The 26,574-nt window shown below is 59.0% G+C and carries 25 protein-coding genes; 12 read left to right on the top strand and 13 right to left on the bottom strand.

Annotated elements, in window-relative coordinates; genetic code table 11:
• The first annotated feature begins 302 nt into the window (after positions 1-302).
• Both CGLUCO_RS03265 and CGLUCO_RS03260 read left to right on the top strand, forming a co-directional pair.
• Positions 303-1,670 (top strand): DEAD/DEAH box helicase, encoded by a 1,368-nt coding sequence (locus CGLUCO_RS03265; protein ID WP_005395096.1) that lies wholly within the window; start codon positions 303-305, stop codon positions 1,668-1,670.
• Between the two features lie 104 nt (positions 1,671-1,774).
• The gene (locus CGLUCO_RS03260) at positions 1,775-2,983 is read left to right on the top strand and encodes an Rv3212 family protein (RefSeq protein ID WP_005395094.1); all 1,209 of its coding nucleotides are present in this window, start codon (positions 1,775-1,777) and stop codon (positions 2,981-2,983) included.
• A gap of 121 nt (positions 2,984-3,104) precedes the next feature.
• Here CGLUCO_RS03260 and CGLUCO_RS03255 read toward each other — a convergent pair whose 3' ends face one another.
• Positions 3,105-3,617, bottom strand: a complete 513-nt coding sequence (locus tag CGLUCO_RS03255; protein WP_084036898.1) for a hypothetical protein — start codon at positions 3,615-3,617, stop codon at positions 3,105-3,107.
• Position 3,618: 1 nt separating this feature from the next.
• Positions 3,619-3,744 (bottom strand): hypothetical protein, encoded by a 126-nt coding sequence (locus tag CGLUCO_RS03250; protein ID WP_005390294.1) that lies wholly within the window; start codon positions 3,742-3,744, stop codon positions 3,619-3,621.
• A 171-nt stretch (positions 3,745-3,915) separates the two neighbouring features.
• Here CGLUCO_RS03250 and CGLUCO_RS03245 point away from each other — a divergent pair, with 171 nt between their 5' ends.
• The 3 genes from CGLUCO_RS03245 to CGLUCO_RS13105 all read left to right on the top strand — a co-directional run bounded on the left by CGLUCO_RS03245 (position 3,916) and on the right by CGLUCO_RS13105 (position 6,309).
• On the top strand, positions 3,916-5,112 hold the full coding sequence (locus tag CGLUCO_RS03245; RefSeq protein WP_084036896.1) for a diacylglycerol/lipid kinase family protein: 1,197 nt from the start codon (positions 3,916-3,918) through the stop codon (positions 5,110-5,112).
• Positions 5,113-5,821: 709 nt separating this feature from the next.
• Complete coding sequence (locus tag CGLUCO_RS03240) at positions 5,822-6,079, top strand: WhiB family transcriptional regulator (protein ID WP_034989373.1); 258 nt, start codon at positions 5,822-5,824, stop codon at positions 6,077-6,079.
• 155 nt (positions 6,080-6,234) lie between these two features.
• Complete coding sequence (locus tag CGLUCO_RS13105; RefSeq protein WP_145493031.1) at positions 6,235-6,309, top strand: 50S ribosomal protein bL37; 75 nt, start codon at positions 6,235-6,237, stop codon at positions 6,307-6,309.
• A gap of 142 nt (positions 6,310-6,451) precedes the next feature.
• Here CGLUCO_RS13105 and CGLUCO_RS03235 read toward each other — a convergent pair whose 3' ends face one another.
• The 3 genes from CGLUCO_RS03235 to CGLUCO_RS03225 form a co-directional block, all read right to left on the bottom strand.
• Positions 6,452-6,745, bottom strand: a complete 294-nt coding sequence (locus tag CGLUCO_RS03235) for a hypothetical protein (RefSeq protein WP_084036894.1) — start codon at positions 6,743-6,745, stop codon at positions 6,452-6,454.
• Between the two features lie 747 nt (positions 6,746-7,492).
• Positions 7,493-7,801, bottom strand: a complete 309-nt coding sequence (gene rsrA / locus CGLUCO_RS03230; RefSeq protein ID WP_084036892.1) for a mycothiol system anti-sigma-R factor — start codon at positions 7,799-7,801, stop codon at positions 7,493-7,495.
• The gene (locus tag CGLUCO_RS03225) at positions 7,801-8,403 is read right to left on the bottom strand and encodes a sigma-70 family RNA polymerase sigma factor (protein ID WP_005390302.1); all 603 of its coding nucleotides are present in this window, start codon (positions 8,401-8,403) and stop codon (positions 7,801-7,803) included. Before CGLUCO_RS03225 ends, rsrA begins: the two co-directional genes overlap by 1 nt.
• A gap of 84 nt (positions 8,404-8,487) precedes the next feature.
• On the opposite strand from CGLUCO_RS03225, the gene ybaK reads away from it, so the two are divergent.
• The gene (gene ybaK, locus CGLUCO_RS03220; protein WP_005390304.1) at positions 8,488-8,967 is read left to right on the top strand and encodes a Cys-tRNA(Pro) deacylase; all 480 of its coding nucleotides are present in this window, start codon (positions 8,488-8,490) and stop codon (positions 8,965-8,967) included.
• Between the two features lie 258 nt (positions 8,968-9,225).
• Here ybaK and CGLUCO_RS03215 read toward each other — a convergent pair whose 3' ends face one another.
• Positions 9,226-9,975 carry an SOS response-associated peptidase gene (locus tag CGLUCO_RS03215; protein WP_084036890.1) on the bottom strand — a complete coding sequence of 250 codons (750 nt, stop codon included), beginning with the start codon at positions 9,973-9,975 and terminating at the stop codon, positions 9,226-9,228.
• Between the two features lie 94 nt (positions 9,976-10,069).
• On the opposite strand from CGLUCO_RS03215, the gene aroA reads away from it, so the two are divergent.
• The 6 genes from aroA to CGLUCO_RS03185 all read left to right on the top strand — a co-directional run bounded on the left by aroA (position 10,070) and on the right by CGLUCO_RS03185 (position 16,642).
• Positions 10,070-11,272, top strand: a complete 1,203-nt coding sequence (gene aroA, locus CGLUCO_RS03210) for a 3-phosphoshikimate 1-carboxyvinyltransferase (protein ID WP_232622040.1) — start codon at positions 10,070-10,072, stop codon at positions 11,270-11,272.
• Positions 11,262-12,263 (top strand): ribosome small subunit-dependent GTPase A, encoded by a 1,002-nt coding sequence (gene rsgA / locus CGLUCO_RS03205; protein ID WP_005390307.1) that lies wholly within the window; start codon positions 11,262-11,264, stop codon positions 12,261-12,263. The genes aroA and rsgA overlap by 11 nt, the downstream gene beginning before the upstream one ends.
• 701 nt (positions 12,264-12,964) lie before the next feature.
• Complete coding sequence (locus tag CGLUCO_RS03200) at positions 12,965-13,906, top strand: metal ABC transporter substrate-binding protein (protein ID WP_005390309.1); 942 nt, start codon at positions 12,965-12,967, stop codon at positions 13,904-13,906.
• Positions 13,907-14,079: 173 nt separating this feature from the next.
• A complete protein-coding gene (locus tag CGLUCO_RS03195) occupies positions 14,080-14,922 on the top strand; it encodes a metal ABC transporter ATP-binding protein (RefSeq protein WP_232621889.1) in 843 nt (280 codons plus the stop codon).
• Positions 14,919-15,797, top strand: coding sequence for a metal ABC transporter permease (locus tag CGLUCO_RS03190; RefSeq protein WP_005390311.1), 879 nt, complete (start codon positions 14,919-14,921; stop codon positions 15,795-15,797). The genes CGLUCO_RS03195 and CGLUCO_RS03190 overlap by 4 nt, the downstream gene beginning before the upstream one ends.
• Positions 15,794-16,642 carry a metal ABC transporter permease gene (locus CGLUCO_RS03185; protein WP_005390312.1) on the top strand — a complete coding sequence of 283 codons (849 nt, stop codon included), beginning with the start codon at positions 15,794-15,796 and terminating at the stop codon, positions 16,640-16,642. Before CGLUCO_RS03190 ends, CGLUCO_RS03185 begins: the two co-directional genes overlap by 4 nt.
• Here the strand turns inward: CGLUCO_RS03185 and CGLUCO_RS03180 are convergent.
• The 7 genes from CGLUCO_RS03180 to mtrB form a co-directional block, all read right to left on the bottom strand.
• Positions 16,617-17,123 carry a DUF6912 family protein gene (locus tag CGLUCO_RS03180; protein ID WP_084036884.1) on the bottom strand — a complete coding sequence of 169 codons (507 nt, stop codon included), beginning with the start codon at positions 17,121-17,123 and terminating at the stop codon, positions 16,617-16,619. The genes CGLUCO_RS03185 and CGLUCO_RS03180 overlap by 26 nt on opposite strands.
• On the bottom strand, positions 17,123-17,533 hold the full coding sequence (locus CGLUCO_RS03175; protein WP_034989323.1) for an HAD family hydrolase: 411 nt from the start codon (positions 17,531-17,533) through the stop codon (positions 17,123-17,125). The genes CGLUCO_RS03180 and CGLUCO_RS03175 overlap by 1 nt, the downstream gene beginning before the upstream one ends.
• A gap of 929 nt (positions 17,534-18,462) precedes the next feature.
• Positions 18,463-21,054, bottom strand: a complete 2,592-nt coding sequence (secA, locus tag CGLUCO_RS03170) for a preprotein translocase subunit SecA (RefSeq protein ID WP_005390316.1) — start codon at positions 21,052-21,054, stop codon at positions 18,463-18,465.
• A gap of 236 nt (positions 21,055-21,290) precedes the next feature.
• Positions 21,291-21,968, bottom strand: coding sequence for a ribosome hibernation-promoting factor, HPF/YfiA family (hpf, locus tag CGLUCO_RS03165; protein WP_005395052.1), 678 nt, complete (start codon positions 21,966-21,968; stop codon positions 21,291-21,293).
• A gap of 199 nt (positions 21,969-22,167) precedes the next feature.
• Positions 22,168-22,773 (bottom strand): ComF family protein, encoded by a 606-nt coding sequence (locus CGLUCO_RS03160; RefSeq protein WP_005390319.1) that lies wholly within the window; start codon positions 22,771-22,773, stop codon positions 22,168-22,170.
• A 297-nt stretch (positions 22,774-23,070) separates the two neighbouring features.
• Positions 23,071-24,774 carry an MtrAB system accessory lipoprotein LpqB gene (gene lpqB, locus CGLUCO_RS03155; RefSeq protein ID WP_005390320.1) on the bottom strand — a complete coding sequence of 568 codons (1,704 nt, stop codon included), beginning with the start codon at positions 24,772-24,774 and terminating at the stop codon, positions 23,071-23,073.
• Positions 24,767-26,572, bottom strand: a complete 1,806-nt coding sequence (gene mtrB, locus CGLUCO_RS03150) for an MtrAB system histidine kinase MtrB (protein WP_005390321.1) — start codon at positions 26,570-26,572, stop codon at positions 24,767-24,769. The genes lpqB and mtrB overlap by 8 nt, the downstream gene beginning before the upstream one ends.
• Positions 26,573-26,574: the final 2 nt, after the last annotated feature.

Raw genomic sequence — 26,574 nt, 5'->3', positions numbered from 1 at the left:
GGGCCTCACTGCATATGACACCCACGCTTTTTATCTAGGCCCAGGAGCTATCCGGTGTGACAGCGAGAGGAGCTGATCAGCCGGTGCCGACAGTACATACCACCGGGTGTACTCACATACCACCGGGTGTACTCACATACCACCGGGTGTACTTCCGGGTACTTACCCCACCATAGTTGAATCTGTCACGACAGCTCGGCGCCGAAGCGCCCTGTTCGCTGCCGGCGGACGGAGACCCCACCACCCCTCACCGATGATGGGCAGATAGTTTCTCCTACTGGGAAACGATAGAATACCGTTTTGTGTCCACTTCAAACCAAAAACCCACGTTTACCGAGCTCGGCGTTGCACAGGAGATTACCGATGCACTCGCCACGCAATCCATCGTCGATACGTTTGCAATTCAGGCACTGACCTTACCTATTGCACTCGAAGGGCGGGATCTCATCGGGCAGGCCCGCACCGGCATGGGGAAGACGCTTGGGTTCGGCGTTCCAGTACTGGACCGCATATTTGATGACGCAGACATCGAAGAGCTCGACGGAACGCCACGCGCCCTCATCGTTGTTCCTACCCGCGAGCTCTGTGTTCAGGTTGGGGAAGATCTCACCCGCGCCGCCGTCAACCTCCCTGTGCGCGTGACCACCATCTACGGCGGTACTCCCTACGAGGAGCAGGAAAAGGCGCTAAAAGATGGCACAGACCTAGTCGTCGGCACCCCAGGCCGACTCATCGACCTATACAACCGTGGCGAGCTGCGACTGGACACCGTACGTATCCTTGTCCTCGACGAGGCTGACGAGATGCTGGACCTCGGCTTCCTTCCCGCAATTGAAAAGATCATCGCTGGTATCACCGCTGAGCACCAGACGATGCTGTTTTCAGCGACGATGCCCGATGCCATCCTCGGACTTGCCCGTGGCTTTATGAACAAGCCTGTCCACATCAGGGCAGAGATGTCCGGGGAGGCGGAGACCAATGCCACCACGAAGCAGGTGGTATTCAAGTCCCACCGGATGGACAAGGTCGCCGTTATTTCTCGCGTACTCCAGGCCCGCGGTCGCGGACGCACCATCATCTTCGTCCGCACTAAACGCTCTGCAGCGGAAGTGGCCCGCGACCTCGCTGGTGCGGGGTTTCAGGTGGCGAGCGTCCACGGCGACATGAGCCAGTCCGCCCGCGAGCGTTCTCTTCAAGGTTTCAGGGACGGGGTGGTGGACATCCTCGTCGCTACTGATGTCGCGGCCCGCGGTATCGACATCGACGATGTCACCCATGTGATCAACTACCAGACCCCGGATGACGAACTAACCTACGTCCACCGAATCGGGCGCACTGGGCGCGCGGGGCACACCGGTACCGCCGTAACCTTGGTCGGCTACGACGAGCTGCCCAAGTGGAAGCTGATCAACGATGAACTTGGCCTTGGAAAAGACGAGCTTCCCGAGTGGTTCTCCACCTCGCCCGAGCTATACGAGGAACTGGACATCCCTGAGGATGCCGATGGCACCGTCGGCGAGTCACGGCCTGTCTTTGGTATGGATCACTCCGCCCGGCGCGGGCGTGGTGGCCGGAGTGGTCGAGGTGGCCGTGGCGATGCGCGTGGCAGTCGCGGCGGCGGTCGTTCGCGTGGCAGCCGCCGTGGTGGCCGAGGCGGGCGGCGCCACTAGGAATAACAGCGCTCAAGCCACCTGAAGCTCAAACCACCTGGAGCTCAGACCACCTGGACTTTCGGCAATAGTCACGCCCTGGACGCGAAAAGGATACCGACGCTTTGAACAACAACGCACGTGCTGTCACCGCACTACTCGTCGCCTCCGTTATCGGTGTGGGTTCGGTATACGCAACTGCGCCGGCGCGTCATTCGCATCTGGAGACAACCGGAACCGCAGTGAGCGAACCGGAGCAGCTCGGCACGGTACCACGAGCGGTAATGGAGTCCTACCGCGTTCCAGATACCGCCGAACCCGACCGTCACCAGCCGATTGAGGATCAAGGGGTGGTTGTTGGAACCGAAGGAGACACGGTCGCTGCCTATGATGCCGCGACGGGTTCTCCGCTGTGGACCTACTCACGCGATCTACCGCTGTGTATGGTGGCAAAGCTAGACGGTGCCGTCGTAGCCACGTATAAGAACAACGCAGGCTGTGGCGACGTCACGTCCATTACCTTTGCCGAGGGGAGATACAAGGACACGCGGTCCGCTCCCGCACCGGAGGCGGTGTCCCCGGTGGCCTCTAACTCCTACGTCGGAACGGTTTCCCCTGCCTCCGTTGAGCTGTGGCGAAACGATCTCGTCCGCACAGTCATATACGGCGATGTCCCCAATCCTCAGGAACCGAAGTTTCAGCCGCACGCCGACTGCACGATTACTTCGGCTCTCACCCGAACGAAGCTCTTGGCTCTGACAGAAACGTGCCCTGACGGGAAGACATGGCTGCGCTTGCAGAACTCCAAACCCGAGGACGCGAGGAAGCCGGAGCTTTCCGGGGATGTGGAACTCAACCCCGGCTCTTATCTGGTGGCGATTGGTGAGAATACGGCCTCTGTGTTGTCCCCGGCAGGTGAGGGCGACACGTCGAACTTCTTCCTCTCATACGACAAAGAAGGCAAATCTGCGGGATTCTCCCCCACGAACGCAACTGCACCTGCAGCGGAAGGTATTTTCACACCAGCTGTTGGAGATCTTCCTCACAACATGACGTGGTTTGACGGTTCCCGCCTCCATCTTTTCGAGCCCACTCGGCTCGTGGAAGAGTACACCATCGACGGTGCCCTGGGCACGGGCGATGCGATTGGCGAGCACATTCTTGTCCCCGTTAGTGGGGGCATTGCTGTGTACTCATTGCCCAGCACAACCCCAGACTTTGTCATCCCCGTCGACCGCGGTGATTACTCGGGACCGGTGCATCTGCGCATTGCGGGGAAGGCAATCGTCGAAAAGCGTGGAGACACCGTCGTCGGTCTCACGCCGAGCGCTTAGACAGACGGTGCCCCACTAGGGTGCTTCGCTCCCTAGTGACACAACCATTGAGCACCCGAGCAGGCACAGCCACCGCGGACCCGAGCAGGCACAGTCACCGCGCACCCTGATAGCGCGCTTCCTAGTAGTTGTCCTGTGCCCAGCGAAGCGTGCGGGGGTGGAAGCTAAGCACCAGCGAGGCGATCGAAGCGCCGGCCAGCAGCACAATCCAGATGATCTTGCCCGCCGTGAAAGCGTAGTAAGCGCAGCCGAGCAGCAGGATGTTGATGAAGACGATGAGCCCTCTGCCCCATTGGCCACCGCGCAGAAGGTTAACCGACGCGGTGATGAGGCCACCGAAAAAGATGAGGAACATGATTGCGGTGCCGATGCCGACCAGGCCAGCACTCGAGCTTTCAGACACGATCGAGGTCTCCTCAACCCCCATGAGCTCCCTGACGATGAGGAAGATGCCGTACCCCACCCCGACAAGGCCCTCAACCAGAGCGATGTAGCATGCCACGGCGAGGGTGGTGGGCAGACCAGCGCGACCGTTCAGACGACCGGCGGCGGTAGCACTTCCACTTCCCTTCGTGCGACTCGGCTCAGGAGTTGTGGGCATAGCGTTATCCTTCGGTGCATTCACACACCGCATATTACCGGCCTGCCCGCACAGCGGTGCGAATACAACAGCGGATGGCGTGGGGGCCGGCAACGGAGAAGCCCTCCACCGCACAGAAGAAAATGCGCCACACGTCGTAATCCTCCTCTTGGGCACCCATTTTTATCTCAAGCGCGACCGCATTCCGGAATCCGGTGCCCGATGTACGGAAACTTCACCTGGGAAAATTCCACGCTGAAGAGTGCAGGATAGGGGACGAATTCACGTACGGTGACCTGCGTAGGCAAGCCCACAACTCGCATAAACCGACAAATTAGATAGGCTGTGTGTCATGAGGGTCCTTTTAATCTCCAACCCGAACTCAACCTCACTTAACGGCGAGGTTCCCCGCGAGGTAGTCCCGGCACTCATGGAGGCGACGGAACTCATCTCCTGCTTCACGGAGTACGCCGGCCACGCTGAGGACATCGCTCGCGGACTCACACGCGAGGACGCAGACGTGGTCATCATTATGGGTGGCGACGGATCCGTCAACGAGGTCATTAACGGCCTGCTTGGACCGGATGTGGAAAACCGCCCAGCACCCGAGGAACTGCCCCGTCTCGCCGTAATCCCCTCCGGTTCTGCCAACGTCTTCGCCCGCGCGCTAGGCTTCCCCAACGACCCGGGCGCAGCCGCTCGAAAGCTCGCTGGCCTCCTATCTTCTGGTACTACACGGCGACTCCCCGTCGGGCGCGTCGCCGGGCGGTGGTTCATCGTCAACGTCGGATTCGGGTTGGACGCGGCTGTAATCAAGGGCATGGAGAAACTCCGCGGTCGCGGAATTTCAGCCACCGCAGGTGTCTATGGTGTGATCGCCACGAAAGCCTGGCGACAGCTGCGCCGATTCCCACCGAATATCTCCATCATGATCCCTGGGGAAGCGCTCCACGCAACTGCACCCAAGGATCCCCCAACTGAAGACGTAGCGACAGAAGACACAGCCGAAGGCGAAGCTCCTTCGACCAGCTCGCGATCAGGCGCACACCGTTTCCCTACCGCTGCGCACGAGGAAGAAGCGACACGCGGTTCCCACCTCTACCGTGGTGACGCCCCCCACGAGGGAGATGTCACACTGCCCGATATTCCGTTTACCGTTGTGACGAACACCAACCCGTGGACGTACGCCGGTGCGCTTCCGATTATCACCAACCCGGAGCAAAGCCTTGACAAAGCACTTTCCCTCTACGCGTTGCAGGATATTTCTGGGGTCGGTGGCTTGGGGGCGCTCCTGCACACCGTAGGTGTCGCACGGCGATACCTGCATGGGTTTGACTTTCACGATCGCGAATTCCGCCTCGACGATGTATCAACGATCCATCTCTCGAGCGTGGATCCCCTACCGGTGCAGATCGACGGCGAGTCAGCCCCTGAAACGACTCACCTCACTGTAACCTCGATCCCGGATTGCCTCGATGTCATTGCCGATCCGTCAGACCCCTTCGACGACGTCATCGGCGAGGCTCTGGAAAACAGCCTTCCCCTGTAACAACGTGGTTCAGTGAGCAACTCGGCGAGACGGATACAGGACGCACCCGACGGTACGCCAGACCCATGTTCACCACCCATCGCACTTTTACTTAGGAAAACTTAACCACGGCGTGACTTATCTGAGAATCGTCAAAGATTTTACTTTCCTTGGTAAAACTAGCCTTTTTGGGGCGTATTTCGCCCGATTTTGGGGGGTAAACGGCGTTCGAGTTAGGTCCACCTAAGAACTTTAGGGATAAAGATACGTGACCGCGCGACCAGGCACTTTCGAGATCGAAAAATACCTAAACCTCCGATTCGGTAGGTTAGATTGTTAAACAATCATGGCATGGAGCTAGGGGCATTAACCTGGCTGTTTAACGATTTGTTACTCAAAGTATGGACGCATTTTGTGTGATTTCTATCACTTTTTGCAAATAACTCTAGCTTTCTAGCGACAGACGTGACAAGATAGCCGAGTACCGCAAAGCGGTGGATGTCAATTCGCCGTTACAGTCTGGAAACCAGATTGAGCATCGGTGGTCATCGTTGTCGCCCCAAAGCGGCGATGGATACGCTAGTGCGAACCACCAGACGCTGAGAACACGTTGATGTTTTCCTCCCTTAGCAGGGAGCATTCAGTGTGCCCGGATAAAAGAGCCGGGCTTGAAAAAGTAAGACTGGCTGCATGAGAAAAACCTAAGTAAAACCACAAAGGAGAAATGATTATGGATTGGCGCCACCAGGCAGTGTGCCGCGACGAGGACCCGGAGCTCTTCTTCCCGGTAGGTAACTCCGGCCCGGCTCTCGCACAGATTGCAAAGGCAAAGGTTGTGTGCAACCGCTGCCCCGTTACCTCCCAGTGCCTCAAGTGGGCTCTGGAGACCGGCCAGGATGCCGGCGTGTGGGGTGGCATGAGCGAGGAGGAGCGTCGTGCCCTCCGTCGCCGCAAGAACCGCGGTCGCCGTCGCGCCGCCGCCATCTAAGACATCACGTACTCCACCGGTTTTGGCCCCCTATTTGGGCGTAACGCCTGCCTTCCACTAGAGTAGGCAGGAGTTTCACCCGCGAGATGTTTGCCTTCGGACGCATCGGCCGGGCCTAGCAATGTTTACTCACGTTTTTTAAAAAGGAGACCACTATGAGCAAGCGTGGACGCAAGCGTCGCGATCGCCGTAAGAAGGGCGCAAACCACGGAAAGCGGCCAAACGCTTAAACCGTACGTCAGCGGGCACTCAGCAGTTATCTGCTGAGTGCCCGCTTTTCATTGTGCCCGACCGACGTAGCCCGCTGAGCCCGCTAGCCTCAATGAGCCACCGAGGCCGACTATGCGCCAAGACGTGCTCACCGTACTTTCTCTAGTTCTTCTCCCTCTGCGTCTTCTGGCTCAGGTCTGTGCTTTTCGACGCTCTGTGGTGTCCCAGTGCGAAAGGTGCGGCGGTGGCAAAGAAATTTAGGAGGAAGCACCACGGCACGGCGGTATGCGACAGCGCCCCGTCGGTCGGTGGCACACGCTGGAGCCAGATCACGAGCCCTACTGCGCCCACAGTAAATAGGGCGAGACATATTTGGGAGCTCCTGCGTTTGCGTAGCACCCCGCGTTCAGACAGGAAGAAGACAACCGGGGCAAGGATCGCGAATGCAGTCCACATATTTCAGGACTCCTTTTCTAGGGAACAAAGGCACATCGTGACAGGTCAGTACGCTGTCGGTGAGGCAGTTGGTTAATTTCAGCACTGGCAAAGAAAGTCGGTGCGCCGAGACAGCAGAAGCCCGAAGATCCAATGGCGCTGACGGCGAAAACCTACCCTCGCCAGGAGCTGGTGCCGACACAACCTCACAAGCGATACATTTTCATCCTAGCAACACATTCGCCCTTAGAATTCGCGCATGTCCGCCAGCTCCAACACGTGCCTTTTTCAACAAACGTACTCTACCTAGCAGGCTTTTCTTCCAGCCCTGCCACCTCTAGCGGACGTTCCAGCGGACGCGCTAACGAGCGCGGTGAAAATGGTGCTGTCCTCTCCTCCCTTCGTCTGAACTGCTACGACCGCTTGCGCTGCACGGGATACACGGGAACATCGAACGTGGCCCTTCGCGGGTTGACGGACTGTGTGGCGGGATGTTCTTGCACCCCACGGCGGGGATAGAGGTGGTCAACACAAAATGCCTTCACACCGACTGCAGGTGGTTTACAACCAATGTGGTTCTCATCCACCTAAAGCGGTATGGAGGCATGAAAGTCCGGGGGTGCGGAGGCGTGGAGGTGTAGAGGTGCGGGTAGCCCAGCTACATTTGGCTTCTTCCTCGTGACCCCTTGGCCCGCTACTTCGTGTAACTTCTCGGGCGCGTGTAGCCTCTGTCGGCTTAAAGCAGCACGGGAAGCGACGCGACAGTTGTTATCCCTCGGTGATCGTCCAGCTGACGTGAATGGATGTAACGATGCGCTCGCGAAGCGTAGAGGGCGCGGACTCGTAGCAACAAGAACGCAACAGGCGCCGAACTTCCTTTTCGATTCCCAGGATTCTAAAACACTCTGGGCACGCCTCGAGCTGGTGCTCAAGGAGCAGCCTTTTCTCCTCCGTGCACTCGTTATCTAAAATCTCGGCCAAAAGTGCGTACGAGTCTTCGCATGCACACCCCTCCGGGTTCGAGTGATCAACACAGCCGCACGGGAGTTTATTGCCGTGGATGAAATCCTCCGCCATTACTTCTTCGCCTTCCCTGTTGAAATACCCTGTTCCTTCGCTACTTCCTTTAACGCCTTTCGTAGTTGTTTTCTTCCCCTGTGAAGACGGGACATCACCGTGCCGATGGGTGTTCCCATGATTTCGGCGATCTCCTTGTAGGCGAGTCCTTCCACGTCAGCGTAGTAAACCACCATGCGATTATCCTCACTTAAGCCGTTGAGTGCCTCGGTGATTTTGGTATTCGGCATCCGCTTCAGTGCTTCCACCTCGGCCGACTGCAAGCCGGTGGAATCATGCTGGGAAGTAGACAGCAACTGGTAATCGGTCACGTCGTCGGCGCTCGTCTCCAGCGGGCGCCGCTGCTGCTTCCGGTACGTGTTGATGTAACTGTTGGTCATGATTCGGTACAACCACGCCTTCAGGTTCGTACCCGGCTTAAAAGAGTGGAAGTTTTTGAAGGCCTTCATGTACGTCTCTTGCACCAGATCCTCGGCATCTGTGGGATTCCGGGTGAGTCGAAGCGCGCCACCGTAGAGTTGGTCAAGCAACGGGAGCGCCTCCTGCTCAAAGCGCTCTTCCAGCGCCTTTTTGTCCGTTGGGTCTGTTCTCGTCGTTGCCACGTTACGTGTTTCTGCCTTTCTTGCCTCTTCGTTGGCTGTGGGCTGTCTTTTATCAATTGTAGAGATGTGGAAAAATATGGGCTTATGTCAGGCCATAAAGCAGCGACAAAAGCACTGGAAGTTCTCCAAGACGCGAAGGTCGAGTTCACTCAGCACACCTTCCCTGCAGGCCAGGATCATTTTGGCGATAACGCCGCCGCGCAGCTTACCCACCTGGATGCCGACCAGATCATGAAGACGCTGGTTGTTGCCTCCGGTAAGGAGTTAGCCATCGCGGTTCTCCCGGTCTCCCACCACTTGAGTTTGAAGAAGGTGGCGAAAGCATGGGGCGTCAAGTCCGCGGAGATGGCGGATCCGCACAAGGCGCAGCTCGCAACCGGGTATATCCCCGGCGGGATCACCGCATTAGGGACGAAGAAGCCGATGACCGTTTTCCTCGATGAGACTGCCACCCTCTGGGACACCATTGCAGTCTCCGGTGGGCGCCGTGGCCTGGACGTTGAGCTTTCCCCCGCCGACTATATTTCCCTCACCAAGGCGACGGTAGCGGACGTTCTTCAGTAACCTCCCCTCATCCGCCTCCCCTTCAGTCGCCTCCCCGGTCAGCGATCTCTGCCATCATTGCGCGAGCCTTCTAGGTAGCTACCTCAGCTGGTCAGCCACTGTTTAGCAGGATCCTGCTTTAGCGGGATCCCGTTTTGACCGGATCCCGTTTTGACCGGATCCCGTTTTGACGGGATCCCGTTTTGACGGGATCCCGCACGCCTAGACCGAGGGGCAGGGAGCAGGTGAACAAACGGTGAGGACGGAGCGTCGACAAGCCTACAAAAGCCGACCCACGGGGGCGAGGAGCTCCGGAAAATCGTTTCTCACGTTGCCTACGCGGGTGTCCACCTCCGTAGTCACGAAGGTACGGCGAAGCTCCTCAGGGGTAGGCTCAAGGAGCTCCTGCGCCTCCTCCCCGTCGCCCTCCAGCCACATTTCTACCTCGTCTGCGGCGAGGAACCTCGGCATCCGGTGATGCAGCCAGTCGATCGGCTCGAGCGACGCGGTCGTGATGATCGTCGCGGAGACCTGACCCAACCCGTGGGAGTACAGCCCCGCAGCCCACATCAGTGGCCTGTCTTCCCGTCCGCCCGCTGTTTGCGCGCCCGTTCCCTGCGTGGCAGCGGGGAGATGGACGAAATAGGGAGTCTTCGTTTTCCCCTGCGTGTGCCACTCGTAGTAGCCGTCCATGGGGATGATGCAGCGCGTCTTCTTGAAGGCATCGCGAAAGCTCGGCTTCTCAGCCACGGTCTCAGCACGCGCGTTGAAAAGAGTCGGCCCCGAATCATCCTTCTTCCAATACGGGAAGAGGCCCCAGCGCGCAGGCTCAAGCACCGCGGCGCCCTTGGGATCTGTGGTTTCCTCGGCCGTCGACGGGCGCACGATAACGACCTTCTGCGTCGGCGCGATGTTGTAGCGCTCCGTCGGCGTGCCATGCGGGGCGAGGAGTTCACCATAGGGGGTGATGTCTGCCGCTGCCTCAAGGAGGGCATCAGAGGTAGTGAAAAGCACGAATCGACCACACATACGTTTAAGATTAGTGGTTGTGAGCACTTCTTGGTCTGCCCCGTATCATCCGTCCCCCGTCGACGGCACCGTTACCGTCCCTGGATCCAAGTCGATGACCAACCGCGCGTTGATCATCGCCGCCGGTGCGACCTCGCCGTCCGTCATCCGTGGCGCTCTCGCCTCCCGCGACAGCGACCTCATGGCCGACGCACTGCGCACCCTCGGCTGCGAGGTAGACGTCGACGGCTCGACGGTCACCGTCCGCCCCGGCCCCGTCACAGGAGGTGGACGGGTCGACTGCGGACTGGCAGGCACGGTCATGCGGTTCGTCCCGCCGGTTGCGGCTTTGTCCGCCACCCCCACGCTTATCGGCGGCGACCAGGCAGCACGTCGCCGCCCCATGTCCACGATGACCGATGCGCTGGTACAGCTCGGGGCACACGTCGAGGGCGAGACGCTGCCGATGACGGTCTCCGGCCCCATTACAGGCGGCACGGCCCGCATCGATGCCTCGGCCTCCTCGCAGTTCGTCTCCGGCTTGTTGCTTTCCGGCGCACGCTTTCCTGCCGGTGTCACCGTCATCCACACGGGTGACTCCGTGCCCTCGCTGCCCCACATTGAGATGACCCTCGACATGTTGCACACAGCCGGCGTGGTAGGCACGCAGCACCACGATGAGGAAACCGGCACGTATTCATGGACGGTACCTCACCAGGAGTACGCCGGCGGCGAAGTGACCATCGAGCCCGATCTCTCCAACGCGGCCGCCTTCCTGGCCGCAGCTGCCGTTACCGGCGGCCACGTGAGTGTGCCTGGCTGGCCTGCGACGACCACGCAGCCCGGCGACGATATCCGCCATATCTTCGACGCGATGGGGTGTACCCACGAACTTTCTAGCGACGGCACCCTCACTGTGTCCGGGCCCGCCGTTGGCGTCCTCCACGGGATCGATGCCGACCTATCGGCTGTGGGGGAACTGACCCCCACCGTCGCCGCTGTGTGCGCCTTCGCCGATTCCCCGTCGAGGCTGACCGGCATCGCCCACCTGCGCGGACATGAGACCGACCGACTGCAGGCCCTCACTGCAGAACTGACAAACCTCGGCTGTGGCTGCGAAGAACTAGCTGATGGCCTCGCAATCACGCCCGCCCCCATGACGGGTGGACTGTGGCGCTCCTACGAGGACCACCGCATGGCCACTGCCGGTGCCATCGTTGGACTGAAAGTGAAGGACACGTTCGTGGAGAATATCGAAACAACCTCCAAGACGATGCCCGACTTTGCCCGAATGTGGGAGGCGCTCCTTGCCGCGTAGAAGCTACTCCAGCTACGACGAGTCGGATGTCAAAATTCGCCCGGGCAAGGGTTCCCGTCCGCGGACGAAGAAGCGCCCCAGCCACAAGGACGCGAAATTCGGCACGGTCATCACCAAGGATCGTGGCCGGTGGGGAGTCATCCTCGATGGCCAGGAGGCACCCGTCACCGCTATGCGTGCGCGCGAACTAGGGCGCACGACTATCGTCGTAGGCGACCGCGTGGGGCTCGTAGGCGACACGAGTGGTAAGAAGGACACCCTGGCGCGCATCGTCAAACTGGAGGACCGTACGTCCGTGCTCCGGCGCACTGCCGATGACACCGACCCGTACGAGCGGATCGTCGTTGCCAATGCGGAGCAACTGCTCATCGTCACTGCCGTCGCTGATCCCCCGCCGCGCGCGGGGTTTGTGGCGCGGGCGCTCATCGCGGCCTTCGTGGGAAACATCACGCCGATCCTGTGCCTGACTAAATCCGACCTCACGGATCCCACCCCGTTTGCGGAGGAGTTCGCCGATCTCGACGTGAAAGTGATTCTTGCCGGGGTGGAGGATGACCTTGCCGACGTAGAACGCGTGGTCGCTGGCCACACTACGGCGCTGATCGGCCACAGCGGTGTGGGCAAGTCCACCCTCGTCAACCGCCTCGTCCCCGATGCTGACCGGGTCACCGGCGAGGTCAGTGCGGTGGGCAAGGGTCGCCACACCTCCACGCAATCCGTCGCGCTACCGTTGCCGCAGGGTGGCTGGATCATTGATACCCCCGGCATTCGCTCGTTCGGGCTGGCGCACGTTGACGCAGATACTGTCGTGCAGGTGTTCCCCGATCTCGCATCTGCTGCAGAAGACTGCCCCCGTGGCTGTACACACATGGGCCCGCCCGCCGACCCCGAGTGCGCCCTCGATGCCCTGGAAGGTGCCTCCGCTCGTCGTGTCGTAGCCGTCCGTTCCCTTCTCGAGGCCCTGCGCAGCAACGTCGATTGGGAGATGTAGGCAGCCCCTCGATTCAAGCGTTCGTGGCAGGCAGTTGCCGGAGCCAATGGCGACGGTGCTTTCCTTCTTCCCCTTCGCGCGTTGCTTGCCATGCCCACGCCCCACTCTCGGCGCCCGGTTCACTGGTCGCGGCCCGCAATAGCACTTCGGCCTCCCTAACACCGACCTTTGTTTTCTTTTCCCGCTCCTGGCTTCGATCTTTTCTCTCTACGGTGGTTACCCTCAGGCCTCTGTCCCATCTTTTGCGTGCCCCTTTCCTATTCTCTGCGTGCCCCTGGCCCTTCCCCTTGTGCGCCAATTTCATATCCCCCTGTGTGCCACTTTCTCATTCGCTGCGTGCCCCTTTCGCAGCACTTGTGAGTCCTTCTCTGTGAGCCACACCCGTTGGCGGGGAGAGTGTGTTGGTGGCTTCTCCGGCGTCCTGGTCGCCACACGTCTGCCTGCACGGTCGCCGGATTCAACCCTCATTTAACAGGATTTATTTTCATTAAGGATCCGAAAATGGCTTTTAGAAATTTTTAGATAACGTCCACCTACCCACGCAGAAGACGCAAGAGTACCCCCTTAGGGGCAGTCCTTAATGAAAATGTACTCGCATTAGGAAGTTAGCCCACCCTACCCTATTCGATGTATTGAACTTTCAGTTTCGCAACTTTTAACTCTGCTTTTCCCGGCAGAGCCTTCACCAGAGAGGTAGGGACATGTCACTCATTCACAAGCTGGTAGCCGCCGGTGTCGCCCTGGCAACCGTTGCCAACCTGACCGCGTGCAGCGTTGAAAGCACCGACACACAGGCACAGGCTTCCACCGATGCACTCACAGTCGTTGCATCCACTGGCTACCTCGCCGACGCAGTCCGCAACATCGCGCCCGAAGCACAGGTAACCACCCTCGTCAAACCTGGCGGCGATCCCCACACGCAAGCGCTGACAAGCACCGATGTTCAGAAAATCGAGAAGGCCGACCTCATGGTATGGACCAGCCACGATATGGAGCACAAGATGATGGACCAGTTCGACAAATTGGGGGCCCGATCCCTGCCTGCTGCGGAAGCAATTAGCGAGGAAAACCTCCTCCCCTGGGAGGAGGACGGAAAAATCGAAGGCCACGATCCGCACGTATGGAACTCCCCCGACAACTGGATCACCACGGTCAACGCAATCGCCGACAAGCTCGCAACCATCGATGCACCACACGCGGATGAATATGCCGCCAACGCCAAGACCTACACCGAGCAGATTGCCCAGCTTGAGCAGTACGGAAAGGAAAAGCTCAAGGACGTTCCCGCCGATAAGCGGTTCCTCATTACCGGGCACGATGCATTCAACTACCTCGGGGCCACCTTTAACCTAGAAGTTCTAGCCACAGATTTCGTCTCGTCTGAATCGGAAATGTCCGCGCAAGCGATGGACGAGCTCGCCCAAACGATCGTCGACCACAAGGTCAAAGTGGTCTTCCAGGACAACCTCAAGAACCCCGAGGTGATCCGCCACCTCCAGGATTCCGTCCGCGCAAAGGGTGGTGACGTCACAATCTCTGATGATGTTCTTTACGCGGACACCCTCGGCGAACAGGCACCGGTCGATACCTACATAGGAGCCTTCAGGCACAACATTGATGCCATAGCGTCCGCACTGTCCTAACAGCCCCACATTCTCCTCCCCCGTTCTACCCCTGCCCGGGTGCTATCTCCACCCGGGTGCTATCTCCACCCGGGTGCTATCTCCACCCGGGTGGCTACCTCCGCCTCCAGAGAGGTAGCGACGTACAGCTTTGTGAGGAGAGGGGTTCGGAGGTTACGAAAAAGGAAAAGCACGTGAAATGCTCTAGCCATCCTGCAGTTCAGGCAACCGCCGTCACCGCGACATACGGTCCCGTCCAGGCTCTCATCAACGCCGATATGAGCGTCCAATCGGGAGCCATCCATGCCATCATCGGACCGAACGGTTCCGGAAAATCAACACTTCTCAAGGCTCTCATGGGGCATGTTTCTGTGACGCAGGGCGAGATCCGATTCCTCGGCACGTCACTGTCAGCAGTCCGGGAATGCGTAGCATACATGCCCCAAGCGGCTGGAGTTGATTGGAATTTCCCAGCCCGCGTCAAAGATGTCGCCCTCATGGGCACCTACGGGCGCCTGGGATGGCTACGTCGCCCTGGCAAGAGGGAGAAGTCACGCGCCCAAGCGTGCCTTGCCACAGTTGGCCTATCCGACCTTTCTGACCGTCACATATCTGCACTATCCGGTGGCCAAAAGCAGCGCGTATTTGTCGCCCGGCTCCTCGCTGCGCAACCAACAGTTGCGCTCATGGATGAACCATTTGCCGGCGTAGATATCCACAGCGAGCAGATCATTCGGCAGGCGCTACAGAGCCTTGCTGCAGCCGGGACAACTGTCCTCGTCGTTCACCACGACCTCGCCTCCATTTCCTCGTTCTGCGACACAGCGACGCTGCTTTCTCAGGGGCATGTGATGTGTTCGGGCCCCATCGATGACGTTGTCACCGTCGACAATATTGCGCGCGCATACGCTCTGCGCGGCGATGCACTCGATGCGCCTTCGCTCCTGGCCGACACACACAGGCAGCCGGCCCAGTCGACCACTCCTCGAGCCTGCGAAATCCCCCTGGGAGTCGCCGATAAGGGGGTGCACCCGTGAGTATTCTTTCTCCCGGGGAATTCCTCGGCACGTACGGTTTTTTCACCACATTTACGGTTTGCGTACTCGTGGGTGGGCTGACAGGTGCATTCGGCTGCTTCCTCTACCTCCGCGGGCAGTCGCTTATCTCCGATGTGGTTGGGCATTCCTGCTTGCTTGGGATCGTGATTACCTTCGTCATAGTCGCAGTTTTCTCCGGCACGCCTGCTACCCCTCTCCTCATCGTAGGTGCCGCGATTTCCGGTGTCCTTGCTGTCGGTCTAACAGGCCTCATTACTCGCTCGACAAGGCTCGGCGGGGATGCAGCTATGGCGGTCACACTCTCCCTCTTCTACGGAGGAGCAATGGTGATCCTCAACCTCCTCAATTCCACTCCCCTGGCCGGCAGAGCATCTCTCGGGCAGTACATTCTGGGCAATGCAGCAACGGCGCGGATGTCAGATATCACCGTCATCGCGGTCATTGCGGGCATCCTTCTTGTCCTTGTGACGGCGCTGTGGAAGGAGTTTTCTCTCCTCATTTTCGACCCCGCAGCCGCCCGCGCAATGGGTTTCAGCCCTGCGCTCCTCGAGCCACTCTTGTTCGCCATCCCCGCAGTCGCCATTGTCAGTGGCATCAAGGCTGTAGGAATGATCCTGATGGTTGCTTTCACGATTCTTCCATCAGCAACGGTAGGGTGGTTCTCGCAGACGCTGTCCTCGATGGTCATCCGCTCTGCCCTCGTCGGAGCGGTCTCTGGCGCAGCCGGAGCCTACATTTCCATCTGTCTAGGCAAGGTGCCGACAGGACCCGTCGTCGTCCTCATCCTGTTCCTGTGCTTCCTCGCATCGCTGAGCGCCCGTGTGGCTCTCCGTCGGAGAGGGGCGCTGGCATGAGCTTCGCTGTTTCCCTTTTCCTGCTCAGTCTCGTCACTGCGGAGGCCTGCGCCATCCCCGGTGTCTTCATCGTGTTACGCGGCCAGTCCATGCTTATCGACGCTTTGTCACACGCCGTCCTCCCCGGAATCGTCATCGGTGTCGCGCTGACAGGCTCACTTCACAGCCCCGTCATGACACTCACGGCAACGGGACTCGGACTCATCGTTGTCTGGGTTTCTCACGAGCTCCGCTCTCGTGGATTTCTCCTCGGTGATGCCGATCAGGGCATCATCTTCCCCGCCATTTTTGCCATCGGTGTGCTCTTGTTATCCACTGTGTTTTCCGGAGTCGGGGTGTCTGGAGAAACGGTTCTCGCCGGCGATCTTAACTTGCTCGCCCTGAGCACCAACCATCTCATCATGCGGACAATCGACCTCGGGCCCTGTGACATGTGGATCCAGCTGGGGATGTTAGGAATTTTCTGTATTTTTCTCGCGGTTGCGGGCCGCATCCTCGCGGCGGCTACGTTTGACCGGGCTCACACCATGTCCATCGGTTTTCCCGTGCACCGGACGGAGATAGCGTTCATGGTGCTCATTGCAGCCACTGTCGTGACGGCGTTCTCAGTCGCAGGATCTATCCTCGTTGTCGCTTTTATGATCTGTCCGGCGGCCACGGCTATCCTTTTTGCGCCGACTCTTACCTCCACATTCACATGGACGGCTTTCATCGCAGCGCTGAACGCCACTATCGGATTTGCGCTGTCCTATCTCTGCGACCTTGCGACTGCACCCACGCTCGCCGTGGTGAGTGGTCTGGTGTTCGTCACCGTACTAGCTACAACAGCTGCGTTAAGGCGTTGAGTTCCGAGGGATCGTACCAAGCGAGGAAGTTATCTTCTGCGTCTCCCACAGCAAGCTCTGCGTCCTCGTCTCCTAGGTCGGCAGCGTCGATAAGCTCAACAGCCTTCGCGGTCGCCTCCTCGTTTGCCTCCGTATCCACATGTACAGCGGCAACCTGGTCGAGGCTCACCTGAGCGGGTGACAGTTTCACCACGGCCTCGCCATTGTCGGGTGTGGACGTCACCTGTTCATCCGGCAGGTCCACAGAGACGACAACACGCCGGTGCGGGAAACGCTCCTGATCACCGATGGCAAGAAGACGGATGGAGGCACGGGAAGCCTCAGTAAAGGCCACGTCCGCAATCTCTTCCTCGTCACCAGAGGTGAAAAATTCCGTCAAAGCCGGCGTGACAGCGAAGCCCCACCCCGCCCGCGCAGAGAGGACACCCGTCTCGGACAGGTTCTGCAGCATGGAGAAGGTTGCGGGGATATAGACGCGCATTAAAATTCACCGTCAATATCAAACAGCCCGGTGATCTCCACCACTGCGCGATCGAACTGCTGGTAGTACACACCAACCATGCCAGCTTCCACAGCACCGCGAACATTGATGATTGAATCATCGACAAGGACGCAATCATTGATCGGCAGATCAAGGGCATCTGCAGCAGCCTGGAATGCTTCCTGAGTCGGCTTCTCCGCGCCAACCTCGCCAGACAGGATAACGGCATCGACGATGCCCTTGTACTCCCACTCGCGGATAGCCTCCGCACCGGGGCCGCCCGGATCGTTCGACAGGATGCCGAGGGCTACGCCCTCCTTGCGCGCTGCCTCGAAGAGCTGGCGCCAGCGACGCTGGGTCTCAGCGTCCTCATCAAGAACGCCGACGTAGTCCACGATCATTCCACGCACGGTGCAATCATCTCTCTTTCACTGTGATTTATGTTGGTCCTATAAAAGTTACACGCCCGTAACGAGGCATCCGCCCCCATGGGGGTAGTTACCCAGCGAGGGCAGTTCCTTCGTGCGATAGTAGTTTACACATTCCTCGGGAGGGCAAACATGACACTAACACCAATGGCAGGGTACCGAATCCTACAAACCTACGCACGGGATCCTCAACCACGCCACCGTGAAGAAGCGAAAAAAACACAGGGTAACTGCGAAAAGGCAGCCCGTTTCTTTATCACACGGGGGATCCAAATCGCGCTAGAAAAATACGCATTGCCGCCTAGTAATGACAGCAAATTCTCAGCAGCAGCACGACGTTCGCTCGCCTCACTGCGCCAGTCGCTGCCACGGGCATACCACGTTTCAATAGATGCCCTTCACTTCACCGCAGGCCCACAGATCCCGTACACAGAAGAGGAATGGTGCGCTACCCGGATGGATGAACACGTTTTTGCCACCACACGAGCGACCCCGGAGGCAAAGGATGCCTCACCTACGGGGAGTGTGTGCCTGCAGGTTCAAACAGCGGGAAGCACCTCCGCGGCCACATTGACGCACGCGCAACGCACAGCGCTATGCAGCACGGGTTTCGCCCACGGCAGCATCCGCGCTTCCGGGGTGAACTACAGCTTCATCGCAGCGGTGCGAGAGCTCATCCCGAACGGACCCTGCGAACTGCACACGTTCCGGCTTTTCTAAGGACAAACACCGGTTCTGCAGCGTAAATCGCAATCTCCCCTTTATTGCTCGGCAATCTCCCCTTTATTGCTCGGCAATCTCCCCTTTATTGCTCGCTTTTCGCCCCCCACCCGCATCGAATCAGAGGCATGCAAGCCAAGTGAAAAAGTCCTCGTGGCATCAACCACGAGGACTTGTGTATTCAGCTAGAACTAGTCGGTGACCTGACCGTTAGCCTCTGACTGCTGTTGCTCTGCAGCGGCTGCGGCTTCCTGGGCTGCACGCACCTGCGGCATGATCTGCGCACGGAGCAGGAACAGCTGGCGGACGGTCTCCTCCTTGATGGCATCCTTCATGGCGCGGAACATGTCGCCACCTTCCTTCTGGTACTCCACCAGCGGGTCGCGCTGAGCCATAGCACGGAGTCCAATGCCTTCCTTGAGGTAGTCCATCTCATAGAGATGTTCACGCCACTTCTGGTCGATCACACCGAGGATAACCATGCGCTCAATGCTGCGCATCTGCTCTTCCCCACCGATGATGGAGACTGCTTCCTCAAGATTGTCGTACTGTGCGCTTGCGTCAGCGATAAGGGCTTTCTCCAAATCCTTCGCAGACAGCTCGCCTGGTGCACCGTACTGGGACCCCTCAACGAGATCCTTCCAGCTGAAAGTCGGCCCGTAGAGGCGAGAAAGGGCAGTCCACAGCTCGTCCAGGTCCCAGTCTTCCAGGTAGCCTTCGCGGGTAGCGCCGTGGACGTACGCGGAGATGGTTTCGTTCATGAACTCGCGAATCTGCTCTTCCAGATCGCGGCCCTCAAGAATATCGCGGCGCTCGCGGTAGATCACCTTGCGCTGCTCGTTCATCACCTCGTCGTACTTGAGCACGTTCTTACGCATTTCGAAGTTCTGGGACTCCACCTGCGTCTGAGCGTTCTTGATCGAGCGGGTGACCATCTTATCCTCGATCGGAACATCGTCCGGAACGTTAAGACGGTTGAGGAGGTTCTCCAGGGTCGGGCCGACGAACCGCGTCATGAGGTCATCGCGCAAGGACAGGTAGAAACGGGTCTTGCCCGGGTCTCCCTGGCGAGCGGAACGACCACGAAGCTGGTTATCAATACGGCGGGAATCGTGGCGCTCGGTGCCCAGCACGTACAAGCCACCTGCGGCGCGAACCTTCTCCGCGTACTTCTCGGTGCGCTTCTTCATGCGCTCGATCTCGGGCTCCCAAGCGGCTTGGTACTCATCCGGGTTAGCAACCGGGTCAAAGCCACGGTTACGCAGGTTGATATCCGCAAGAATATCGGGGTTACCACCCAGCACGATATCGGTACCACGGCCGGCCATGTTGGTAGCTACAGTGATGTTGCCGGGCAGGCCTGCCTGAGCGACGATTTCGGCTTCCTTCTCGTGGTACTTAGCGTTCAGCACGTTGTGGCGGATGCCACGGGACTGCAGCAAGCGAGACAGATACTCCGAGCGCTCCACGGAGGTGGTACCAACAAGTACCGGCTGGCCACGTTGAACGCACTCTGCAATGTCATCGGCGACCGCAGCGAACTTCGCCTCTTGGGTCTTGTAAACGAGGTCGACAAGATCCTCACGCTGGTTCGGGCGGTTAGTCGGGATCGGCACCACGTTCAGCTTGTAAATCTGGTGCAGCTCAGCGGCCTCCGTCTCGGCGGTACCGGTCATGCCGGCGAGCTTGTCGTAGAGGCGGAAGTAGTTCTGCAGCGTAATTGTGGCGAGGGTCTGGTTTTCCTTCTTGATCTCCACGCCCTCTTTGGCCTCGATAGCCTGGTGCATGCCCTCGTTGTAACGACGGCCGTCCAGAACACGGCCGGTGAACTCATCCACGATCATGACCTCGCCATCGCGAACGATGTAGTCCTTATCGCGGGTGAACAGCTCCTTCGCCTTAATGGCGTTGTTCAGGTAGCCAACGAGCTGGGAGTGCTCTGGTGCGTACAGGTTGTCGACGCCGAGCTCGTCCTCAACAGCGGCGATGCCCTCTTCCTTCACACCGATGGTGCGCTTGCGATCGTCCACTTCGTAGTGGATGTCGCGCTTCAGCTTGGGGACGATCCTCGCGAATGCCGTGTACCACTCACTCGTGGCATCGACGGGACCGGAAATAATCAGAGGTGTACGCGCCTCATCAATGAGGATGGAGTCGACCTCATCGACGATGGCGTAGTGGTGGCCGCGTTGAACGAGGTCATCGAGGCTGCGTGCCATATTGTCACGCAGGTAGTCAAATCCGAGTTCGTTATTCGTGCCGTAAGTAATATCCGCCTGATAGGCCTTCTTACGCTCCGGGGGACGCATGTTGGACAAAATCACGTCCGTGGTAAGGCCGAGGAAACGGTGAACACGACCCATCCACTCGGAGTCTCGCTTGGCGAGGTAATCGTTCACCGTCACCACGTGGACGCCCTTACCTTCGAGGGCGTTGAGGTATGCGGGAAGCACACAGGTCAGGGTTTTACCTTCACCAGTTTTCATCTCCGCTACGTTGCCGTAATGGAGCGCCAGGCCACCCATAATCTGCACGTGGTAGTGCTTCTGACCAAGGACACGCCATGCGGCCTCACGGGCGGTGGCGAAAGCATCCAGGAGGATATCGTCTACCGTCTCCCCGTTTGCAATTCGCTCCTTGAATTCTTCCGTCTTGGCCTTGAGCTCATCGTCGGTGAGCTTGGCATATTCCGGCTCGAGGGCAACTACCTGGTCTGCCAGCTTGGAGAGTCGCTTTACAACCCGGCCTTCGCCGGCACGCAAGATTTTGGACAGTCCGAACACGTGCTCTTTATATCCTTTTCGCTAAAAATGTCTAATGGTTCAAAGTTAGTACTCGTTGTGTATTGTACGCACACACCTACACGAACTTTTCACTACGACCGTTTTACGATCGTTTTCACGACCGCTTTGTACGGGGTACTGTACCGCCCTACACACAATACAGCCTTATAGATGGTGGGTAAACCAATACAAAGGCCCCGGAAAACCGGGGCCAAATGCATGAGAAAAGTATGTGACTACTTCTCTTCTTCGACAAGCGCAATGAGACCGTAATCAAAAGCGCGACGACGGTAGACAACAGAAGGACGACCAGTCTCTTCGTTGATGAACAGATAGAAGTCGTGCCCGACGAGCTCCATCTCGCTGAGAGCATCATCGACACTCATCGGCTTGGCCGGGTGCTCCTTGCGGCGCACGATCTGGCCCGGCAGGACATCGTCGACAAGCCCCTCGTAGGGATCCGTGTCGTACTGCTCCTGCTTGCTCCGCGCCTCCTCGGCCTCCTGAACGAGCTTGGCGGCCTGCTGACCGGCACCAAGCGGTGCGCGGTGCCCCTGGTGGCTGATGGACCGGCGAACCTTGACCTTGCGCAGGCTGCGCTCCATCTTTGCCAGGGCAACTTCCAGCGCAGCGTAGAAGGAATCCTCCTTCGCCTCGGCACGGGCGATGTGGCCCTTGCCTGTTGCCGTGATTTGGATCTTGTCAGCGCGATCGGCGCGCCGTGGGTTCGGCTCGTGCTTCAGCTCCACATGGAAGTAGTTGAGCGTCGGATCAAGAACCGAGATTTTGGCGAGCTTCGTGTTTACGCGCTCTTTGAAGTGTTCTGGAACCTCCACATTTCTACCAGTGATGACCACTTGGATGTCGGGGCGCAGTTCGTCGCGCTGGGTTTCGTTGTTTTCTGGCTTTGTCATGAGAAACCTCCCGGCCAAATTGGGGCACCGCCACCTCGTAGGTTAACGGTGACTAACAAAACGTACACCTTTAGTTTACATCCGGTCATAACCATTGGGTAGAGTTTTTCTTATTTTTCGAAACGCTGTGAGCGAACGCGCCTGAAGTCGGACGCAGGTTCAACCAACTTTTCCCAGGTCACCCCGACCGTCGACAAGCCTAGGCGGCAGCGAGGGTGAGTGCTCCCACAACCGTCCCCCCACGGGCGGTGAGAGCCAGGGCGGTGGCCTCGATTGTTGAACCGGTGGTGACGATGTCGTCGACAAGCAATATCGGGCCTGCCGGAACCGCCTCAACCACGACTTTTCCCACAAGATTGCGGTGGCGCTCATGTGGATCCAACCCCACCGAATCCCGCACACCGGACCCGTGGTGGACGCAGGAGAGCCAGGGCACCCCCGATGTCCGACAGATCGCGGTGACTGGGTCGCCCCCGCGACGCCTCGCCGAAGACGGGCGAGTGGGGGCAGGTACCAGCGTGAGCTCCTCGGGAAGCTCCCCCACCGCCTGTAGATACCGTGTCGCGGCTCCCACCACCGCACCGAGAAGGGGCAGCACATCCCTCCGGCCCCGTTCTTTCGCATGGATGAGCGTGCGCCTGCGACACCCCGAATAGGGGCCAAGTGCCCACACTGGGCGTTCTCCGAACTGCGGTGACACCTGGTAGGGAACGCGCTCCCATTCGCACCGGCATGCCTCGCACAGACTTTCCCCCGGCGCGTTGCACCCCGCGCAACGGCGCGGTAGGAGAAGCTCAAACAGCATGTACAGACAGTCCCACACTCCGCTCCATCTCGCCACTCGAACGGAGAGGTAGTGCGCCCAACCGGGAAAGACCTCGTGGCAGTCACCACCCACGAAGCCGACTAAAACGGAGCGTCAGCACACCACGAAGACTTCTGCTCACGACAGTGGGTCGCTCACCATAAGGGCACCCCACCAAGGAGGGCCATTCACATACGAAGAGGGCGATTCACAAAGGAGAGTCATGCACCAAGGCGAGTCTCTTATTCACTACTACGGTTCGCGAATCCTCGCAGTGCTCACCGCGTGGGGCCTCCCTTATTCGGGAATGATCGGGGCAGCGCGCCGAGATTGAAGTCCCGGCACTTCGCGCCAGAACGAACTACTACCGCTGTTGTTCGGCAGCTGACGCATGGAGCGAGCATCCGTAACAAACATGGTGGAGCTGGTGGAAGCCACGGCGACCACAGGGGCAGTGAGGTTAACCGACGGCTCGATCTTGACCGCAGCCCCATCTGGCTCAACGCGAACCACCGGACTGTCCGGCGAATTCGTGCCCACGAGCAGACTCCCATCGTGCTGCCAATCGAGGCTCAGCGCGGCACCACTAATTCCCGGGGCAATTTCCCGCATGTTGGCAATGCGCCGCTCTCCCGGCGTCGGGCGCGCAACTGTGCCCACATAGACGTGGTTGTCCACGATAGCAGCGACACGAACACCCGAGGTAGAGATGCGGAGAACGGAAATTGGTTTATCCAGCTCGTCGAACGGCGCGGCCTGAACGATCGCCTGAGAGAGTTCGCCCGAATCAGACGAACGGGTGACTCGAACGATCTGCTTTCCGTCAACGACGGTCCACATCGCGGAGCCACCGTACTCAAAGCTCGGGCGTGAGAGCGTCTTGGCCTCCAGCACCTTAGAGAAGGGGCCGTCAAGGGGTCCCATGCGCAGCACAGACTTGTCTTCCTGTTCCTTTGTCACAGCAGCAATGACACCGGAAGACGTGGCGATGGAGGCGGATTCAATACCCGTCAAACCGTTGTTCACGGGTGTCGCGGAATCAGCGGTGACGAGGTGCAACTTCCCATCAGTGAGTGCATAGAGGCTGTTGACGGATCCGAGCGATCCCTGTGGGTTGTACTCCATGAAATCTTCCGTCGTCAGACCTGAGCCGTCCCCTTCGAGTGTGACGCCATCGATTTCCAGTTTGTAGGGGCCTTGGACTTTGGCCGACTCCAGCGTCCACACGACCTGGGCCGCGATGCGGTTGAGCTGCTTATCATCAACGGCATCCACACCGGTGAACACGTGCACTCCATCGCGTGTGCCCGAATATACGGTCTCCGGCTTCAGATCTGTAATGACACCCGGCTTTAATGCCTCTCGTGGGCCGTCGTTAAGCATCCGGATGAGGGTAGTGTCGACAGCCGTCTGCTGGTTGTACACCCAACGTCTGTCGCCCACAAGCATCCGCCCTGTGGGCTCAAAGAAATACAGGTCATAGGGCTGGTAACTGTTGCGGAATGTCGCCCGCTCCAGAACAACGCCGGGGGGAAGCTGCTCGATCCGCCACTCGCCGTCCACCTTCGTCATCTTGTATTCCTCTTCGAAGTGGCCCTCTTCGAGCTCATACACCCCGCCACCGGTGAGTCTGCCAACCTTCTCGCCACGCACGGTGAAAATGATCCGGTTGGGGTCATTGGAGACAGTGGAGGAGAAATCTTCGATGGAGCGGAGAATCGTCGTTCCCTGCGAGTCATCCCATGTCGCTGCCGCCTCGGGGGCGAGGTACATGCGCGCGGCTTGGTGCGTCTGGGTGGGATTGGCGGATTGGGCAAAAAAACTCTTCAACAGGAGATCCGCCTCCTGACCTTTCTCAGGCCCAACGGGATTTTCTGCTACCCGCGATCGCTCGTATTGGCGCAACACCTGCGGCTCTGAATCCCCGGGAAGTGTCGCACATCCGGAGACGATGAGGGCGGTGACGCTGAGTACGCCGAGGACCCGCACGCGTTTATTCATCAAACTCTCCTTTGTCCTCGAGGTCTTTATCCACCAGCTCTTGTTTCGCCTGCTCCTTTTCCATCTGCTCCTGATCCCTGGCATGCAGCATCACGGAAGGAATCGGACCTCCCGCTGGTAGCTCCTCTGAGCTTTTCGACGGAAGTGGCGCGGTCTCATCTGACTCGTCCTCGTACGGTTCAGGCTCGTTCTCCACCACCGCAAAGTCATCATCCTGGGTTACTCCACGAAGAACCAGGTCACTGTCCTGTGATGTGTGCGGCGGGTGCTTGGGTATGGTGACAGTGAAGGTGGACCCCTCTCCGATTTCGCCTTCAGCGGTGATCGTGCCACCGTGGAGCAGCGCATCCTCGCGAGAGATAGCCAAGCCGAGTCCGGTACCGCCGGAGTGCCGTTTACGGGAGGGGTCGGCTCGCCAGAAGCGGTTGAACACGAGTTCTTCCTGTCCTGGCTTAAGACCTACGCCATGGTCGCGCACCGCGATAGTGAAGTGGTCATCGGATTCCGTCAGCGTCAAGGTGATGGGGTTAGACTCCGAATGGTCGATCGCGTTCGCAAGGAGGTTGCGCAAGATTCGCTCGATACGGCGGGCGTCAACGTGGGCAAACACCGGCTCGTCTGGCACCTCCAAGGTGACTGGCGCGCCGACTTCCTCCGATAGGTGCTCCACCTGACTCCATGCGGAGTTGATAATCGAGCGAACGTCGATGCGTTCCTCCGAAAGCTCAGCAACACCAGCATCATGCCGAGAGATTTCCAGCAGGTCATTGAGGAGTGCTTCAAAGCGGTCAAGCTCCCTCACCATGAGCTCTGCGGCTCGCTTGGTGTAGGCATCCAAAGAATCAGAATGGTCGTAGATCATGTCCGCAGCCATTCGCACCGTAGTGAGTGGTGTCCGCAGCTCATGCGACACATCGGAGGTAAACTGCCGCTGCAAACTTCCGTATTCCTGCAGCTGGTAGATCTGCTTCGAGAGAGATTCCGCCATCGAGTTGAAGCTATTGGCTAGCCGTGCCATCTCGTCCTCGCCTTCGACGACCATGCGTTCACGCAGGTGACCGGAGGCGAACCGCTCGGCGATCCGACTCGCGGATCGTACCGGCATGGTGACCTGCTGCGTCAGAAGCCACATGATACCGACGAGGAGGACAACGAGCACCACTCCGCCAAATGCGGCGATACCACGCATGAGGGCCAGAGTGGACTCCTCCGCTGTCAGTGGCATGACGAGGTACAGTTCCACCCCCTGCAGGTCGGTATCTGTGGGGGTACCAATGACGAGGGCTTTGTAGGAGCTGTCATCGCTACGCCGGAACGTGTCATACTCATAGGCGACGTTCCCCTGCCCATCACGCACCATGGCCTGCAAAGAATCGGAAATTTCCGGACCATTCACTTCGGGGGCCGATACCAACGACCCGTCGGGATTCGGCGCTAGCAACACCACATCATAGACACCCGACTTGTCCCCGCCGGAGCTCTCGCTGTTGTTCTGGCCAGACGAGCGCGCCGAATTCACCGAGGCACGCGCGGAGTTCAAGCGCGTCTGGATCGAGCTAGAGGCATCCGTAGCCGAAATCTGAGTTTCTACCGTCGCTGCAGCTTGGGTGATCTCGTTGGAAGCCGCCGCTACTTTGGCGGCTAGCAAACGATCGGCCACAACCGTTGTCATTCCGAAAGCGAGGAGAGCGACAACGAGAATGGACATCACGAGGATGGATCCCACCACTCGGACCTGCAGGGACGTGCGCCATTTCTTGGCTAGGGTATCCCGGATAGCGAGGAGCTTCGTACGCACAG

Origin of the sequence: Corynebacterium glucuronolyticum DSM 44120 (assembly GCF_030440595.1) — a bacterium.
In the GTDB taxonomy this organism is placed as follows: domain Bacteria; phylum Actinomycetota; class Actinomycetes; order Mycobacteriales; family Mycobacteriaceae; genus Corynebacterium; species Corynebacterium glucuronolyticum.
This window is presented reverse-complemented; position numbering and strand designations above follow the sequence as displayed.